The 14,979-nt window shown below is 39.9% G+C and carries 12 protein-coding genes; 9 read left to right on the plus strand and 3 right to left on the minus strand.

The window, feature by feature from the left end:
- Positions 1-13 precede the first annotated feature (13 nt).
- Positions 14-1,279, plus strand: coding sequence for a phosphoribosylamine--glycine ligase (gene purD, locus J2Y03_RS16940; protein ID WP_310195995.1), 1,266 nt, complete (start codon positions 14-16; stop codon positions 1,277-1,279).
- Between the two features lie 418 nt (positions 1,280-1,697).
- Here the strand turns inward: purD and J2Y03_RS16945 are convergent, their stop codons facing one another.
- A complete protein-coding gene (locus J2Y03_RS16945) occupies positions 1,698-1,991 on the minus strand; it encodes a YgaP family membrane protein (RefSeq protein WP_310195998.1) in 294 nt (97 codons plus the stop codon).
- A gap of 167 nt (positions 1,992-2,158) precedes the next feature.
- On the opposite strand from J2Y03_RS16945, the gene J2Y03_RS16950 reads away from it, so the two are divergent.
- The 8 genes from J2Y03_RS16950 (at position 2,159) to pruA (ending at position 13,443) form a co-directional block, all read left to right on the plus strand.
- Entirely contained in the window at positions 2,159-3,901 is a 1,743-nt protein-coding gene (locus J2Y03_RS16950) for an adenine deaminase C-terminal domain-containing protein (protein WP_310196000.1), read from the plus strand.
- 72 nt (positions 3,902-3,973) lie between these two features.
- Positions 3,974-5,026, plus strand: a complete 1,053-nt coding sequence (locus J2Y03_RS16955; protein ID WP_310196002.1) for a DUF3048 domain-containing protein — start codon at positions 3,974-3,976, stop codon at positions 5,024-5,026.
- 27 nt (positions 5,027-5,053) lie between these two features.
- A complete protein-coding gene (locus J2Y03_RS16960) occupies positions 5,054-5,365 on the plus strand; it encodes a YerC/YecD family TrpR-related protein (protein ID WP_132091942.1) in 312 nt (103 codons plus the stop codon).
- A gap of 133 nt (positions 5,366-5,498) precedes the next feature.
- On the plus strand, positions 5,499-6,182 hold the full coding sequence (gene pcrB, locus J2Y03_RS16965; RefSeq protein ID WP_132091945.1) for a heptaprenylglyceryl phosphate synthase: 684 nt from the start codon (positions 5,499-5,501) through the stop codon (positions 6,180-6,182).
- A gap of 65 nt (positions 6,183-6,247) precedes the next feature.
- A complete protein-coding gene (gene pcrA, locus J2Y03_RS16970) occupies positions 6,248-8,506 on the plus strand; it encodes a DNA helicase PcrA (protein WP_310196004.1) in 2,259 nt (752 codons plus the stop codon).
- A 68-nt stretch (positions 8,507-8,574) separates the two neighbouring features.
- Positions 8,575-10,581, plus strand: a complete 2,007-nt coding sequence (gene ligA, locus J2Y03_RS16975; RefSeq protein WP_310196006.1) for an NAD-dependent DNA ligase LigA — start codon at positions 8,575-8,577, stop codon at positions 10,579-10,581.
- 16 nt (positions 10,582-10,597) lie between these two features.
- Complete coding sequence (locus J2Y03_RS16980) at positions 10,598-11,764, plus strand: CamS family sex pheromone protein (RefSeq protein ID WP_310196007.1); 1,167 nt, start codon at positions 10,598-10,600, stop codon at positions 11,762-11,764.
- Positions 11,765-11,895: 131 nt separating this feature from the next.
- Positions 11,896-13,443: an L-glutamate gamma-semialdehyde dehydrogenase gene (pruA, locus tag J2Y03_RS16985; RefSeq protein ID WP_132091958.1), complete on the plus strand. Its 1,548-nt coding sequence runs from the start codon at positions 11,896-11,898 to the stop codon at positions 13,441-13,443.
- Positions 13,444-13,755: 312 nt separating this feature from the next.
- Here the strand turns inward: pruA and J2Y03_RS16990 are convergent, their stop codons facing one another.
- The gene (locus J2Y03_RS16990) at positions 13,756-14,637 is read right to left on the minus strand and encodes an IS3 family transposase (protein WP_310196366.1); all 882 of its coding nucleotides are present in this window, start codon (positions 14,635-14,637) and stop codon (positions 13,756-13,758) included.
- 5 nt (positions 14,638-14,642) lie between these two features.
- Positions 14,643-14,936 carry a transposase gene (locus J2Y03_RS16995; protein WP_310196008.1) on the minus strand — a complete coding sequence of 98 codons (294 nt, stop codon included), beginning with the start codon at positions 14,934-14,936 and terminating at the stop codon, positions 14,643-14,645.
- Positions 14,937-14,979: the final 43 nt, after the last annotated feature.

Genomic DNA, 14,979 nt, shown 5'->3' on the forward strand with positions numbered 1-14,979 from the left:
CGAGGTGAGATAGGTGAAGGTTCTAATCATTGGACGAGGCGGAAGAGAACATGCACTATGCAAAAAGGTAAGTGAAAGCCCCCTTGTAGAAAAAGTATATGCTGCTCCTGGTAATGACGGAATGGAAGATGTTGCCGAGCGAGTTTTAATCGCTGAGAGTGAACATGATCAGTTACTTCAATTTGCCATTGAACAAGAAGTCGGTCTAACGATTATTGGACCAGAAGTGCCGTTGCTTGAAGGATTAGCAGATAAATTTCAAGCTGCAGGTTTAGCGGTGTTTGGACCAAGCCAGTTGGCGGCTGAAATCGAAGGAAGCAAGTCATTTGCAAAGGAAATCATGAGGAAATATGAGATTCCTACTGCTGAATACGGAGTATTCACCAACTTTGAGGAAGCAAAGCAATATATTGAAGAAAAAGGTGCTCCGATTGTCATTAAAGCGGATGGCTTAGCAGCTGGGAAAGGCGTTACGGTTGCCTTAACGTTGGAAGAAGCTTTAGAGAGTGCAGAAGAAATGCTTGTTGGCCAAAAATTTGGTGAAGCTTCAGCTCGCGTGGTCATTGAAGAGTTTTTAGCAGGTGAAGAATTTTCTCTCATGGCATTTGTGAATGGTGATATCGTGATCCCACTTGAAATCGCCCAAGATCATAAACGTGCCTTTGATGGTGATAACGGTCCAAATACGGGTGGAATGGGTGCTTACTCCCCTGTTCCTCATATTGACAGTAAGACAGTTGAGACAGCTATCGAAACGATCCTTAAGCCTGCTGCCAAAGCAATGATCCAAGAGGGTAGAAGCTTTTGTGGGATTCTTTATGCCGGCTTGATTGCAACCGACAAAGGTCCAAGGGTTATCGAGTTTAATGCACGTTTTGGAGACCCGGAAACCCAAGTTATTTTACCAAGGTTAAAATCTGATTTAGTTCAGACTATCTTGGATGTGTTAGCTGGCAAGGCACCGGAATTGGTATGGGATACGCAATCGATGATTGGGGTTGTTGTGGCTGCCAAAGGGTATCCAGAACAATATGAAAAAGGTGCGGTTCTTAAAGGATTATCAGATTTTTCACAGGAAGTTTATACCTTCCATGCAGGAACAAATAAAAATCAATTAGGTGAATTTATTACGGCTGGAGGCAGGGTTCTCCTAGTGGGTGCAAAAGCTGAAAGTTTAAAGGATGCGCAGGACACAGTTTACAGTGAACTTGAAAAATTATCATGTGACGGAGTGTTTTATCGTAAGGATATCGGCTCGAAGGCTATCGGGCGCGTCTAATGCTAAAGCGGAAAGGGCTGACCATCAATGGTCAGCCCGTTTTGTTTTGTTTCAGAGAAATGAAGACCGTTTCCGCGGTTATTTGGCGGAGAAATGGTCATCATCAACGTTATGAAGACCATTCTTCATGACTTTCCTGTGAATTTCGGTCATCATCAACGTTATGAAGACCATTCTTCATGACTTTCCTGTGAATTTCGGTCATCATCAACGTTATGAAGACCGTTCTTCATGACTTTCCTGTGAATTTCGGTCATCATCAACGTTATGAAGACCATTCTTCATGATTTTCTTGTGAATTTCAGTCATCATCGCCGTTATGATGACCGTTCTTCAGGGTTTTTCTATTAAATTCGGTCATCATGGCGTTATGAAGGCCATTCCTAACTTTTCCCTACAAAGGAATTGTCTTCAATGTTTACGAAGGATTATACGGCAAGACCTGATCGATATCTGTTTCAGGAGACCCATCGCCAAGGGCTAATGGAGTCTGCTGATTCTCCATCTCCTGATATCTTTCATACAGTGCAGTCACTGGACAAAAACGGACAATTCCCTCGGCCACCTTCATCGCACCACATATGGCAATAAACAAATAGGAATCTCTCCATGGAAACTTCACCATTTTAGCCGTACTCCAAGAAAGAATGGTAAGTCCGATGGTAATCCTGATTAATGCATTTAAAATCCCAATGTTTTTAGTAACGTTCATATTGTTCACTCCTTCACAAAATTTTTACAGCAATTATCCAATTCTTTAATGCGTTAAAAGGTAAAATATGATAGTATAAGGTAAATCTAATTTTTGTAAGGGCTTTCTTTATTGATAAATCAATATTTATAATAGATAGATAGCTTCTAAGAAAGGGAGGGTATCGTATGCTGGAACAACGGTATCGATGGAAAAATAAACATTTACGCACGCATGTATCGGTTTTAGATGGAAATACTTCACCAACAATATTATTAAAAAACGCCTTGTATTTAAATCAGATATTTCGCCAGTGGATGCGCGCAAATATTTGGATATATGAAGACCGGATTGTATATGTCGGCGAGAATTTACCGCTGAAAATGGAAAATTGTGAGATCATTGACTGCACGAACGAAATTGTTGTTCCAGGATATATTGAACCACATGCCCATCCTTATCAATTATATAATCCCCATACTCTTGCGGCTTATGCATCCCAGTTTGGCACAACAACTTTAATCAATGACAACATGTCATTGATTATGAATTTGAAAAGAAAGGAAGCGTTTTCCTTGCTGAAGGACTTACGCTCCATTCCATCAACCATGTTTTGGTGGTGCCGCTTTGATCCGCAAACAGAAATATTGAATGAGGAGGATGTTTTTTCACATAGCAATATTAAATCATGGTTAGAGCATGATGCTGTTTTGCAAGGAGGAGAATTAACTGGCTGGCCGAAATTGTTAGACGGCGATGATATGATGCTGCACTGGATTCAAGAGGCAAAGCGGTTGAAAAAACATATTGAAGGCCATTTTCCAGGTGCCTCAGAGAAAACATTAGCAAAAATGATGTTGTTAGGTGCTGATAGTGACCATGAGGCTATGACAGGTGAAGAGGTTTATAACCGTTTAATGCAGGGATATATGGTTTCACTGCGGTACTCTTCCATTCGTCCCGACTTGCCGGATTTACTCGATGATTTGAAACGGTTAGGTATTCAAGCCTACGATCGTCTAATGTTCAACACAGATGGTTCAACATCCACTTTTTATGAGCAAGGTATGAATGATCAAATGATTCGGATTGCCATTGATAAAGGTGTACCTGTGATTGATGCCTACAATATGGCAACCGTAAATATTGCCCGTTACTATAATATTGACCACTTGCATGGAAATATTGCTACAGGCCGTGTTGCCAATATTAATTTCTTAACAAGTATTGAAAATCCAACACCTCACTCTGTTCTAGCAAAAGGGAAATGGGTAAAACGTGAAGGACAAATGGTGGACGCTTACCACTCTATTAATTGGGATGAATATGGTCTAAAACCAATGGAATTGGAATGGAAGCTTAGTATTGACGATTTACAATTTTCTATGCCATTTGGAATTAAAATGGAAAATTCGGTTATTACAAAACCCTATTCAATCGCAATCGACGCCTCGGGTGATGAGTTGTCAACTGACCATGATGAATGCTTCTTTACGCTGTTAGATCGGAATGGCAAATGGAGGATTAATACACTGTTGAAAGGCTTTGCCACAAATCTTTCGGCTCTGGCTAGTTCTTTTTCCAATACAGGTGATATTATCTTAATTGGAAAAAATAAACGTGATATGCTTGCGGCTTTTGAAAGGATGAAGGAGCTGGGCGGCGGTATTGTCATGGTTGAAGATGAACAAGTTGTATGTGAGGTTCCATTAAGGTTAAATGGTCTAATGTCAAATCTTCCTATTAAGGAATTAATAAATGAAGAAAAGAAACTGCTTGTAGAATTGAGGGACCGTGGCTATTCCTTCGCAGATCCTGTATACAGTTTGCAATTTTTTTCTGCTACTCATTTACCATATATTCGAATTACGCCACAGGGAATGTACGATGTAATGAACAAAACGGTACTCTTTCCTTCGATAATGCGTTAAAATATAAAAGTATTTAATTGGATATAAAATCGTCGGTATCCTTTTGGATAAAGTTAGGAGTGTTTTAAAAAGATGAAAAAATGGGCTGTTGCTGCAACAGTAGCTCTTTTACTGCTCTCTGGCTGCAGTGATAAAGAAAAAGCGAATGGACCAGAGCCAAAGAAGCCGGTAAAAGAAGTTGAAGAAGTGATACAAGAAGAAGTGGAGAATGAATTGCCCTATCACTATCCATTAACTGGTGTCGGTTCAGAGAGTAAGACTGAGACAAGAGCAGTGGCTGTTATAGTTAACAATCACCCCAAAGCGAGACCTCAATCTGGCTTACACAAAGCGGATATCGTTTATGAAATTCTAGCAGAAGGCGATGTTACCCGGTTTCTTGCCGTTTTCCAAAGTGAAAAACCTGAAAATATTGGACCTGTTCGAAGTGCAAGGGATTATTACATTGGTGTGGCAAAGGGGCTTAATGCTCTTTTTATAGCACATGGCTATAGTGCAGAGGCACAAGAAATGCTTGAACGAGGTTTTGTTGATAATATAAATGGAATGGTTTATGACGGCACATTATTTAAAAGGTCAAGTGACCGCCAGGCGCCCCATAATTCCTATATTACGTATGAAAATATTTTAAAAGGTGTAAAAGAAAAGAAATACTCAATGGATCAGTCTCCGCCGAAGTTAAAATTTTTATCAGAAGATGAAAGTGAATCGGTAACTGGGGATGAGGCGAAATCAGTAATGGTTTCATACTCTGGTAGCGGGGTTTTCAACTCCATTTACGAGTATGATGAATCAGTAGGAAAATACACGCGTTACTCTGATGGAGATCAAACGATTGATCTTGAGACGAAAAAACCTATTCTATTAGATAATTTGTTTATTATTGAGACTACTCACCAAGTCATTGATGAGGCGGCTCACAAGGAAATTGATCTAGAATCAGGTGGATCTGGATACCTACTTCAAAAGGGGAAGGTTATGGAAGTAGATTGGAAAAACGACAATGGTCTAATCGTTCCGACCAGAAATGGCGAAGTGGTTCCACTCGTTCAAGGAAAGACTTGGGTCAATGTGGTTCCGACGAATCCTGGAATTCAATCAAGTGTTTCATTTAATGTAAAATAAACTTTAATCGATTAAGGGGTAAACCATATGCAAATTAATAAGTTACGTGGAAAAGAGCTTGATCAGTTATTTCAAGCAGTCCTTTCCTTAAAGGATCTTGAAGAATGCTATCGATTTTTTGATGATTTATGTACAATTAATGAAATTCAATCATTAGCACAACGCCTAGATGTAGCAAGAATGCTTCGTGATGGCAATACCTATCATAAAATTGAAACAGAAACAGGTGCAAGCACTGCTACCATTTCACGCGTGAAACGCTGCTTGAACTTTGGAAATGACACCTATGAAATGGTATTGGAGCGACTGAAAACGGAAGAAACAACTGAAGAAAAGTAAACTAAGCCGAAGACTTTGTTCTTCGGTTTTTTATATGGTTAACATTTCTATTATTTCAATTAGTCTTTTCTTTTTTAATACAATCTGTAAATGCTATAATGGTGAAATGTACGATGAATGGGAGGATCTTGGGATGTATGATTTTCGCGAGTGGCGCCATGTGTTTAAACTCGATCCAAATAAAGAAATATCGGATGACAGGTTAGAGAAAATATGCGAGTCTGGAACGGATGCAGTTATGGTCGGAGGGACAGATGGGGTTACCCTGGAAAAGGTCCTCGATTTGATGGCTAGAATCCGCCGCTTTACCGTTCCATGCGTCCTCGAAGTTTCCAGTATTGAAACGGTCACTCCTGGCTTTGACCTTTATTTTATTCCAACGATATTAAATAGTAATGATACCAAGTGGATAACCGGACTTCACCATCAAGCAGTAAAAGAATTTGGTGAAATTATGGATTGGGAAGAAATTGTCATGGAAGGCTACTGCATATTGAATGAAGAATGCAAGGCCGCTAAACTGACATCTGCACTTACAAATGCTACGACCGAAGAAGTAAAGGCATATGCAATGATGGCAGAAAAAATGTTTCATTTGCCAATCTTTTATCTCGAATATAGCGGTAGATATGGGGATCCACAATTAATAAATGAGGTTAAAAAGGTTCTCGAAAAAACAGTCCTTTTTTATGGCGGCGGAATTTCAACAGTTCACCAAGCAGCTGAGATGGCCAAGCATGCAGATGTAATTGTTGTCGGAAACGCCATTTATGATGACTTTGAACAAGCCTTAGCAACAGTAAAAGGTGTACGCTGAAAATTTGCTTAAATGAAATAAAAGAGTTAAAATTAGAACAAACGTTCGTTATGGTGGTGAAGGAATTGCAATATTTATCAGAAAAGCTTTTAAATGGATTAAACCCAGAGCAGCAAAATGCTGTAAAAGCAACGGACGGTCCGCTATTATTGATGGCCGGAGCCGGAAGTGGAAAAACGAGAGTATTAACGCATCGAATAGCCTATCTAATCGTTGAAAAACGTGTAAATCCTTATAACATTTTGGCGATTACCTTTACAAATAAAGCAGCCCGCGAAATGAGAGAACGAATCCGAAAGATGATGGGCGGGGCAGCTGAAGAAATTTGGATATCCACCTTTCACTCGATGTGTGTGAGGATTTTACGCAGGGACATCGACCGGATGGGCTTCAATCGTAACTTTACGATTTTGGATACAGGTGATCAGCAATCCGTGATCAAAGGAATTCTTAAGGATAAAAACCTTGATCCAAAAAAATACGATCCACGAGCCCTTTTAGGAGCTATCAGCTCAGCAAAAAATGAATTAATCGATCCAGAAGAGTATGCAAAGACCGCTGGAGGCTATTTTGAACAAACAGTCAGTGATGTTTATACAGAATATCAAAAACGGTTGCGAAAAAATCAAGCGCTCGATTTTGATGACTTGATTATGAAGACGATTCAATTGTTTCAGCGAGTACCGGAAGTACTTGAATTTTATCAACGAAAATTCCAGTACGTTCATGTCGATGAGTATCAGGATACCAACAGAGCACAGTATATGCTAGTAAAGTTTCTCGCGAACCGCTTTAAGAACTTATGCGTGGTTGGAGATTCTGATCAGTCGATTTATCGCTGGCGGGGAGCAGATATTGCCAACATTCTTTCGTTTGAAAAGGATTATCCGAATGCTACTGTTATTCTCCTTGAGCAAAATTATCGCTCTACAAAAAGAATCCTGTTGGCAGCAAATAAGGTTATCGAAAATAATGTAACCCGCAAAGCAAAGAATCTTTGGACGGAAAACCCGGAAGGAAACAAACTCGTTTATTATCGTGCAGATAGTGAGCAGGGAGAAGCCCAGTTTGTTGCGGGGAAAATTAAAGAATTAACGCGCGAGGGCAAATACAAGCTTTCCGATGTCGCCATCCTTTATCGGACTAACGCTCAGTCCCGTGTAATGGAGGAAGTGCTGCTAAAATCAAATATTGAATATAGCATCGTCGGCGGAACAAAGTTCTATGACAGAAAAGAAATCAAGGACATGCTTGCTTATTTGAGGCTCATTTCTAATCCTGATGATGACATTAGCTTACAGCGTATTATTAATGTGCCAAAACGCGGAATTGGTGCAAGCTCAGTGGATAAAATGGCTGATTTTGCTGCCATGCATGATATTTCTATTTTTCAGGCACTCGACTCAGTTGAGCTATTGGGGTTAAGCCCTAAAATCACAAAGGGTGCTAGAGAATTTAGAGATTTAATTAAAAATTATACGCAAATGCAAGAATTTCTATCAGTAACGGAACTAGTTGAGGGAATTTTAGATAAGTCTGGATACCGAGAAATGTTGAAGGCAGAGAAGTCAATCGAATCTCAAAGCAGACTTGAAAACTTAGATGAATTATTATCTGTAACGAAGAACTTTGAAGAAGTGAGTGAGGATAAGAGCCTAGTTGCCTTCTTAACCGATTTAGCACTTGTCGCAGATATTGATTCGCTAGATGATGACGGAGAAGCGGTTGACTCCATCACCCTTATGACACTTCACTCTGCAAAAGGGTTGGAGTTCCCTGTAGTCTTTTTAATTGGAATGGAAGAAGGAGTTTTCCCTCACAGCCGCTCGTTAATGGAAGAAGCTGAGATGGAGGAAGAACGCCGCTTGGCCTACGTTGGAATTACACGGGCGGAGCAAACTTTATTCCTAACAAATGCCCAAATGAGAACCTTGTATGGACGTACAAGTATGAACCCTGCGTCCCGATTTATCCGCGAAATCCCGGAAGACCTTTTAGAAGGCGTGGAAAAAGAAGAACGGAAGAATACTACTTTTGGATCAAGAGGAACTTCTTTTGGACGGAGTACCACTGGCTCAACAACCTCATCCTTCGGTACACCGGTAACTAGAAAACCAGTAATGAGACCTGTTGCAGCCACCACGGGCGGCGATACGATTGGCTGGAGAGTCGGCGATAAAGCTGAACACGGTAAATGGGGTATTGGAACAGTAGTAAGTGTTAAAGGGGAAGGTGAAGGAACAGAGCTGGATATAGCATTTCCAAGCCCGACCGGTATTAAGAGACTGCTTGCGAAGTTCGCTCCTATAACAAAAAAGGTATAAAAAAGAATGCCCCTATCATGGGGCTATTCTCATTATCATATTTAATTTTAAACGAAAGGGCTGGATTTATGGACCTTCAAACGGCGGAACTAAAAGTAAATGAACTAAGAAATCTACTAAATCAATATGGCTATGAATATTATGTGCTCGATAAGCCTTCAGTACCTGATGCAGAATATGACCGTTTAATGCAGGAACTCTTAGAAATTGAAGCAAAATTTCCTGAATTAAAAACACCAGACTCCCCATCGATTCGTATTGGTGGTGACGTTCTTGACTTATTTGAAAAAGTAGAGCATAGAACACCAATGCTAAGCTTAGGGAATGCCTTTAATGAGCAGGACTTAAAAGATTTTGACCGTCGTGTTCGTCAAGCCGTTGGAGAGGATTTCTCCTATGTTTGTGAATTAAAGATTGATGGTCTCGCTGTTTCGTTACACTATGAAGACGGCTTGCTTATCCAAGGGGCAACAAGAGGAGACGGTACTACTGGTGAAGATATTACAGCGAACTTAAAGACAATCAAATCGATTCCGCTCCGTTTACGTGAAAATGTTACCTTAGAGGTCCGCGGTGAAGCCTATATGCCGAAAAGCTCCTTTGAAGCTTTGAACAAAGCAAAGGAAGAGCGAGGAGAAGAGCTAGCGGCAAACCCGAGAAATGCTGCTGCGGGTTCTTTAAGACAGCTTGATCCCAAAATTGCTGCAAAGCGAAATCTCGATGTTTTCTTATACGCAATCGGTGGCGGCGGAGAAAACTACGCAGTTTCCCATAGTGAAGGCCTAGATTATTTAGATCATCTTGGCTTTAAAACAAATAAGGAGCGTCGAAAGTGCCCTACCATTAACGAGGTAATCGAATATGTGCAAGGCTGGGTTGATAAGCGCCCGAATTTACCATATGAAATAGATGGAATTGTAATTAAAGTAGATTCCTACGAGCAGCAAAGCATGCTTGGAACAACTGCGAAAAGTCCTCGTTGGGCGATAGCTTATAAATTTCCGGCTGAAGAAGTGGTTACCACCCTGTTGGATATTGAATTAAGTGTGGGAAGGACAGGTGTTGTCACACCAACTGCGATTTTAAAGCCTGTTAAGGTAGCTGGTTCAACAGTCGGGCGTGCCTCCCTGCATAATGAAGACTTAATCCGAGAAAAAGATATAAAAATTGGCGACCAAGTTGTGGTAAAAAAAGCCGGAGATATTATCCCGGAAGTGGTCAATGTATTAGCAGAACAACGAACTGGAGAAGAACGCGACTTCCAAATGCCAACGCATTGTCCGGAATGTGAAAGCGAGCTTGTCCGTTTAGAAGGTGAAGTTGCTTTACGTTGCATTAATCCAAAATGTCCTGCGCAAATTCGCGAAGGATTAATCCATTTTGTATCGCGTGATGCGATGAATATTGATGGTCTTGGTGAAAAAGTAATCAGCCAGCTTTTTGCTGAAAAATTAATCTCGGATGTTGCTGATATTTATCAACTAACCTATGATCAGTTGATAGCCTTAGAAAGAATGGGTGAAAAATCAGTTAATAACCTATTAAATGCAATTGAAGCATCTAAAGCAAATTCATTAGAAAAGCTTTTATTTGGACTTGGTATTCGCCATGTTGGTGCCAAAGCAGCAAAAACGCTTGCACAAAGCTTTGAAACAATGGACAAATTAGCAGTTGCTCAAAAAGAAGACTTAATCGCGATCAATGAAATTGGTGAAAAAATGGCAGATTCCATTGTTGCTTTTTTTGAGCTTGAAGAGGCAGAAGAACTGTTGAAGGAACTAGTGTCTGTAGGAGTTAATATGGCATATAAAGGCGCTAAACCAATTTCTGTCGAAGAGTCAGATAGCATTTTTGCTGGTAAAACGGTTGTTCTGACAGGTAAACTTGAGCAGCTTTCTAGGAGTGAGGCCAAGGAGAAAATCGAAGCACTTGGAGGAAATGTATCGGGAAGTGTCAGCAAAAAAACTCACCTTGTGATTGCGGGTGAAGAAGCGGGTTCAAAGCTTACTAAGGCCGAGGAGCTGGGAATTGAAGTGTGGGACGAGGAGAAGCTCTTAGTAGAATTAAATAAATAAAGAGAGGTGTATCGACGTGAGAAAACTCTCATTGATCGCTCTATCTCTTATCATCCTTCTTAGTGGGTGTGCACCAAACTTTCAAAAGCAGGAGAATGTTGTGCAAACGAAAGAAGAGACAGAAGAGAAAGCGATTATTCCGAAATATAATATTTCAGACAATTATTATCGGACGATTTTACCGTTCGAACCAGGGGAAGCGCGTGGATTAATTGTAGGAAATATCAATACGAGATATGACATAAATGAATTTGAAACAGGCTTGATGAGAATAGCGCAACATCAATTTGACCCAAAAACTTATTTGTTCCGCGAAGGACAGGAACTAAAGCGAAATACGGTTAGATCATGGTTGAATCGTAAATTTACTCCAGCTCAATTAGAGGAAAAGGGTATAAAGGAAACTGATAATATTGGCTTAAATCCATTAATGGAAGACGGAGTAGATTTTAAGGCAGGGAACAGTAATAGCCCTATCTACTTGGCCCATATCTTAGAGCATGATTACCTTATCAAAGGAGAAAATGATACCGTCAAATTGGGCGGTGTTGTGATTGGGCTTGCGCTTAATTCCGTTCATTATTACCGTACAGCCGTTGGTGAACCCTATTTTGAGAGGGGAATTGAATTTGCTGAAATGGAACGTGAAGGGAAAAAGATTGCCGATGAGGTCCTTAAACGACTGAGAGCAATGAAAAATTTGAAGGATGTTCCAATTACAATTGCTTTGTTTGAACAGCAAAGCCGATCATCAGTTGTACCAGGGACCTTTTTTACCTACACGAATGTTGATAAGGGAAGCTCAACCATTAATAATTGGGAGCCAGTTACTGAAAAGTACTTTCTCTTTCCATCTACTGAGGCACAAGAGGCACACCGTGATGATGTAACTGCTTTTTTAAACTTTAAACAAGATGTTGAGGAATATTTTCCAAACTTTAATGGCGTTATTGGCCGGGCCTTCTATATTGGAGATCAATTTACTGATTTGGATATCACAATTCCTATCCAATTCTATGGTAAATCCGAAGCAATTGGATTTACACAATATGTAACGGGGTTAGTCCTCGAGCATTTTCCAAATTATATATCCGTTTCGGTAAGTGTCACCTCTGTTGACGGACCTGAGGCATTAATCGTCCGCAAGGCAAATGAAGCAGAACCATTTGTGCATATTTACTAAGTCCTGGTGTAACACCAGGACTTTTTTTTGTAAAATTAATAGTTATTTGGTATCCGTTGATAGGTGTAAAAGAAAAATGTTAGAATAAACATAGGATGTTATGTTTCTTAATACATAGGAGGTTTTAAGACATGGTCCAACCTTATAAGCATGAACCATTCACAGACTTTACAATTGAAGAAGACCGCCAGGCATATCTTAACGCATTGAAAACCGTTGAGAGCTATTTAGGTAAAGAGTACCCTCTAGTAATCGGTGGAGAAAAAATCACAACAGAAGATAAAATTGTTTCCTATAACCCATCAAATAAAGAAGAAGTAATTGGTACTGTATCAAAGGCGAACCGTGATCTTGCGGAAAAAGCAATGCAGGCTGCAGTTGAAGCGTTCAAAACTTGGAAAAAAGTAAAGCCTGAAGTTCGAGCGGATGTATTATTTAAAGCGGCAGCGATTATCCGTCGTCGTAAACATGAATTCTCTGCTCTTATGACGAAGGAAGCGGGTAAGCCATGGAGAGAGGCAGATGCTGACACTGCAGAGGGAATTGACTTCCTAGAATATTATGCCCGCCAAATGTTAGCGCTTAAAGATGGCGTACCCGTTAATAGCCGTCCTAACGAATACAATCGATACGACTATATTCCACTAGGAGTAGGTATAATTATTTCTCCTTGGAATTTCCCTTTTGCCATCATGGCGGGAACAACAGTTGCAGCAATCGTATCAGGTAATCCAGTTCTTTTAAAACCGGCTTCTACAACACCAATCATTGCAGCTAAATTCGTTGAAGTAATGGAAGAAGCAGGTCTCCCTAAAGGAGTATTAAACTTCGTTCCCGGCAGTGGTTCAGAAGTAGGCGATTACCTGGTAGATCATAAAGACACTCGTTTCATCAGCTTTACAGGTTCACGTGATGTCGGACTTCGAATTTTCGAACGTTCTTCAAAAGTGAATCCTGGTCAAATCTGGATGAAGCGTTTAATTGCTGAAATGGGTGGAAAAGATACTATTGTAGTAGACTCTGAGGCTGATTTAGAGCTGGCAGCACAATCTATCGTAGCAGGAGCATTTGGCTTCTCTGGTCAAAAATGTTCAGCATGTTCACGTGCAGTAATCGTTGAGGATGTGTATGATACTGTATTGAACCGTGTGGTTGAATTAACAAACCAATTAACCGTAGGTGACCCAACTGAGCAAACAACATTTATGGGTCCTGTTAACGATAATAATGCGTTCAAGAAAATCATGGAATACGTTGAAATCGGCAAGCAGGAAGGTAAGCTAATGGCTGGTGGCGAAGGAGACAATTCAAAAGGTTACTTCATTCAACCTACTGTTATTGCGGATCTTGCTCCTAAATCACGTATCATGCAGGAAGAAATCTTTGGACCAGTAGTTGGTTTCACCAAGGCTAAGGATTTCACGGAAGCGATTGAAATTGCTAACAACACCGAGTATGGTTTAACCGGTGCGGTAATCACCACGAACCGTGAGCACCAAGAGCAAGCGCGTGAAGACTTCCATGTTGGTAACCTGTATTTCAATCGTTCATGTACAGGTGCGATTGTTGGTTATCAGCCATTCGGAGGCTTCAATATGTCTGGAACGGACTCTAAAGCTGGCGGTCCGGACTACTTATTGCTTCACATGCAAGCAAAGACTACTTCTGAAATGTATTAATAGATATTTGGAGGACCCCTTCTCGTTTGAGGAGGGGTTTTTAGTATTGAATTTTGGTTTTTTTATGGAAGATATTGTCTAAATGTCCAAAACCCTCTGGAAAATGTCCAAAACTAGTAAAAAAATATCCAAGACCCTCTCTAAAATGTCCAAAACCCCACAAAAAAGGTCCAAATGGTCTTCTGTCAAGGAAGTGGACAATAAAATTTGAGACTATTGAAACCAAAATCACTACCGCACTTCGTTTGGTACGGTGTTAGAAATGGGCAGTCAAAAAACATGACTGACCATTTCTAACACCAAATGTCTAATCTATGAGATTAAATCCACTGTATTTAAAGCTTGATTTCTCTCAAATTGATTAGGCGAGATATTCCCTAATGTAGAATGTCTGCGCCTCTCGTTATAAAAGTTACTAATATGATAATTTACGGCTTTTATAGCCTCTTCTCTTGTTTTAAAACGTCTTCTGTAAATTAAGTCTTTCTTGAGTGTGGCATGAAACGACTCAATACAAGCATTATCGTAAGGGTCACCTTTTTTGCTCATACTGATATCCATTTCTTTCTCATTCAGAATATCAATATAATCATGCGAACAATACTGCGATCCACGATCTGAATGGTGAATTAATTCCTTGTCAGGTTGTCTTTGGGTAATCGCCATTTTCAATGCTGTAATAGCTAACTCTTTCTTCATATGAGCTGCTAAACTCCATCCGACAATCTTTCTTGAGAATAGATCCATAACGGAGGCTAAATAAACCCAACCTTCAAGCGTCCAAATATACGTAATATCAGTAACCCAAACTCGATTAGGTTCATTCACGTTAAATTGACGATTAAGTTTATTAGGATAAATGTATAAATCATGATCTGAGTCCGTTGTTACCACAAACTTTTCTATTTGTGTAGCTCTTAAACCCAATTCACTCATGACCCTAGCGACTGTCTTTTGCGAAATTGTATAACCCCAGTCAATTAAGTCTGCATGTACTCTGGGACTGCCGTAGGTTCCAAAGCTCTCATGAAAGGACTTGCTAATTTTCTGCTGAATTTCTAACCGATATTTTTCTTTTTCGGATGGAGGACTTTTTTGTTGTTTGAGCCACTTATAATAGCCACTCGATGAAACTTTTAATACCTGACACATCTTCGATATAGCGTGTTCATTTGAGTAGGCTTCAATAAAGATATAAACTACGCTTGGTTTTTGGTGAAGATGTGCATGGCCTTTTTTAAGATTTCAATTTCCTCTCTTGCTTCTGCTAATTCTTTTTCATGTTGTTTTTTTAATTTTTCAAGCTCAGTAGGTGTAATGTAAGTCTCATTAGTCTTCCCGACATTACTTTTCATCCTGTAAGTAGAAACCCAACGGCTTATCGTCTTAGGTGAAATTTCTAATTCACGAGCAACATCCGTAGTTTTTCGGCCTTCCTCAACAACTAATTTTGAAACATAATCCTTGTACTCTTGATCATAATGTTTCCCCAAAGTGAACACGTCCTTCTAAATGATGATTGTATTATAAACTATA

It is taken from the genome of Neobacillus niacini (assembly GCF_031457145.1).
GTDB classification, from domain to species: Bacteria; Bacillota; Bacilli; order Bacillales; family Cytobacillaceae; genus Neobacillus; species Neobacillus niacini_J.